At 36.6% G+C, this 2,949-nt stretch carries 3 protein-coding genes; all 3 read left to right on the top strand.

What is annotated here, in order from left to right; translation table 11 throughout:
• The first annotated feature begins 82 nt into the window (after nucleotides 1-82).
• The 3 genes from AC6F75_RS08775 to AC6F75_RS08765 are packed head-to-tail and all read left to right on the top strand — an operon-like array spanning nucleotide 83 to nucleotide 2,481.
• Nucleotides 83-385, top strand: coding sequence for a DUF427 domain-containing protein (locus tag AC6F75_RS08775; protein WP_500714631.1), 303 nt, complete (start codon nucleotides 83-85; stop codon nucleotides 383-385).
• Nucleotides 385-1,533, top strand: a complete 1,149-nt coding sequence (gene egtB / locus AC6F75_RS08770) for an ergothioneine biosynthesis protein EgtB (protein WP_500714630.1) — start codon at nucleotides 385-387, stop codon at nucleotides 1,531-1,533. The genes AC6F75_RS08775 and egtB overlap by 1 nt, the downstream gene beginning before the upstream one ends.
• A 6-nt stretch (nucleotides 1,534-1,539) precedes the next feature.
• Nucleotides 1,540-2,481 (top strand): L-histidine N(alpha)-methyltransferase, encoded by a 942-nt coding sequence (locus AC6F75_RS08765; protein ID WP_500714629.1) that lies wholly within the window; start codon nucleotides 1,540-1,542, stop codon nucleotides 2,479-2,481.
• Nucleotides 2,482-2,949: the final 468 nt, after the last annotated feature.

Genomic DNA, 2,949 nt, shown 5'->3' with positions numbered 1-2,949 from the left:
TTGACTTTTGATTTAAAATAGTCCTGAGTTTCTAAAAAAAAACACAATAAAAAACTACCAATAACTTAGATAAAAATATTAAATTAGAAAAAAAACAAACACAATGAAAGCAATCTGGAACAATCAAATCCTGGCAGAGAGTAACGAAACAATCGTTATAGAAAACAATCATTATTTTCCCGTTGAAAGTCTTAATTCTGAATTTTTTGTGGATAGTGACACCCACACGTTCTGTCCCTGGAAAGGTGAAGCGAGTTATAAATCAGTTACAGTAAATGGAGAAACCAATAAAGATGCCGCTTGGTATTATCCCAACCCAAAACACCCGGCAAAAGACATTAAAGGTTATTTTGCTTTTTGGAATGGAGTTAAAATTGAAAAATAATGAAAATTAGAGATCTATTTCTTAAAACGCGTCAAGAAACAGAAGCACGTTGTGCTCTACTGGAAATAGAAGACTATGTCGTGCAACCCATTACAGAAGTATCACCCCCAAAGTGGCATCTGGCACACACAACCTGGTTTTTTGAGCAGTTTGTTTTGGTGAAATATGCCAAAAAATACAACGAATATCATCCTGATTTCGCGTTTCTCTTTAACAGTTATTACAACAATATGGGCGAGCGTACACTGAGGCAAAATCGTGGTTTTATGACCCGCCCAACGGTGTCTGAAGTTTATGAATATCGCAACTATGTTACAGATGCCATCGTGAATTTACTTGACACCAATCCCATCGATGAAGTCTTGATTTTAGTGGAAATAGGCATCAACCATGAGCAACAACATCAGGAATTATTGGCCTATGACATCAAATACATCTTAGGTGCCCAACCCACTTTTCCTCAAATTGGCAAGCAATATGTCCTTCAAGAAGTAAATCTTAATCACAAATGGTTATCGTTTTCAGAAGGCATCTATGAAATTGGTCACAATGGCAACGGTTTCTGTTTTGACAATGAATTACCGAAACATAAAGTATATATAGAAAACTTTGAAATCAGTAACAAACTAACAACCAATCGTGAATTTTTAGAATTTATCGAAGATGGTGGTTACCACAATTTTAATCTGTGGCACGATGAAGGTTGGCACTTTATTCAAAACAATCAAATTAAACACCCGCTCTACTGGCATTTTAAAGATGGCGCATGGTATCAGTACCATTTCAATGGCCTGGAAATTTTAAACCCCAACCTCCCTGTTTCCCACATTTCTATGTATGAGGCTTTTGCTTTTGCAGCCTGGAAGGGGATGCGATTACCCACCGAGTTTGAATGGGAAATTGCAGCTTCACAATTAAACTGGGGGCAGCTCTGGGAGTGGACCAACTCTGCTTACCAACCTTACCCGGGGTTTACTCAGGTAGATGGCGCATTGGGTGAATACAACGGTAAATTTATGATGAACCAAACAGTACTTAGAGGAGCTTCAGTGGCGACTCCAAAAGGCCACGATCGTGCCACTTATCGCAATTTTTTTCACGCTTCAAGTCGGTGGATTTTTTCGGGAATCCGTTTGGTTAAAAAATAAAACACAATGCAAGAATTTTTAACTCACATAAAAAACGGTCTAAGCCAATCGCCCAAGAAATTATCCTCCCGGTATTTTTACGATGCCCGGGGAGATGCACTCTTTCAACAAATAATGAAACTGGATGAGTACTATCTCCCACACTGTGAAATGCAAATCATCCAAAATCAGAGTAAACAAATTGCCAAAGATATTTCAGCATTACATACCGGCCTTCAAATTGTAGAATTGGGTTCAGGCGATGGCACTAAAACCAAGCATTTACTCAAGCAGTTTGCACCTTACTTCAAACCTATGGAATATGTGGCAATGGATATTTCACCCAACATTTTAGCAATAAATGAAAGTGAATTAAAAGGGGCTATAAAAGGTTTAAATCATACGAGCATAGCCGGCAACTATTTTGAGACTTACAAAGATATAGCACCCACCTCTCACGGCCGTTTGGTGCTCTTTTTAGGAGCTAATATTGGTAATTTTCCCACCTTAGAGGCCGTTGATTTTTTTAACCTTATTAGGTCAAACCTCAATGAAAACGATTTCTTTCTGGTTGCTTTTGATTTGGTGAAACACCCCCGAAAAATCATTGCAGCTTACGATGATAAAAAAGGGGTTACCAAGCAATTCAACCTCAATTTATTGGAAAGAATGAACCGGGAACTGGGTGCAAATTTTGAGGTCTCTAATTTTGATCATTTCCCTTTTTACAATCCCATTTCAGGCATTGCATCCAGCCAGATAATAAGCCTAAAAAAACAAACCGTGCAATTTCCAGATGGTTTTACTGTTGCTTTTGATGCTTTCGAAGCCATTCATACCGAGATTTCAAAAAAGTTTTTTTGGAGCGATATTGAAGAAATTGCGAGTCAATCAAAAATGAAAATTGTACAAGCATATTTTGATGCCAATAAAGAATATGCATTTGTTTTATTCAAACCCAATGTATAAGCCCGGTCTTATAAAAACCGGAGCAATTCATAGCGGTATCTTTGAATCTTTGCCGAAGCATAGATAAAGTTTTAGCTTTTTCAAAAGATGAATTTACCCTAAGGAGTTTTAGCGAATCATTGACAAGGGTGATAGACGATTTGAGAACCTCATATCCAAAATCAGAGAGTACTTAAACAATGAGACACACCCATCTGTTTCAACAGAAGAATTTGCAAATTTTACGGGAATATAAAGGAATAGGTAGAGGTGTTTATTTTCGATTAATTAATAGAAAATTCAATAAGTTTTACTTTGATTAAATAAGCAAATTATGTATATCTATTTTTTATTCTCGAAACCAAAGTGAACCAAAATGTCCTGTTCTTATTGTGAGATATGTGTGAGTATTTATTTTGAATAAAAAAAGCCCCAATATCAAGGGGCTTAATTTTTATGAGTTAGTAAGAATTACTTCTTTGTTGGCAA

This window comes from Planktosalinus sp., assembly GCF_059864935.1.
Note: the sequence above shows the minus strand (reverse complement) of the source record. Positions and strands in the feature narration are given on the sequence as shown.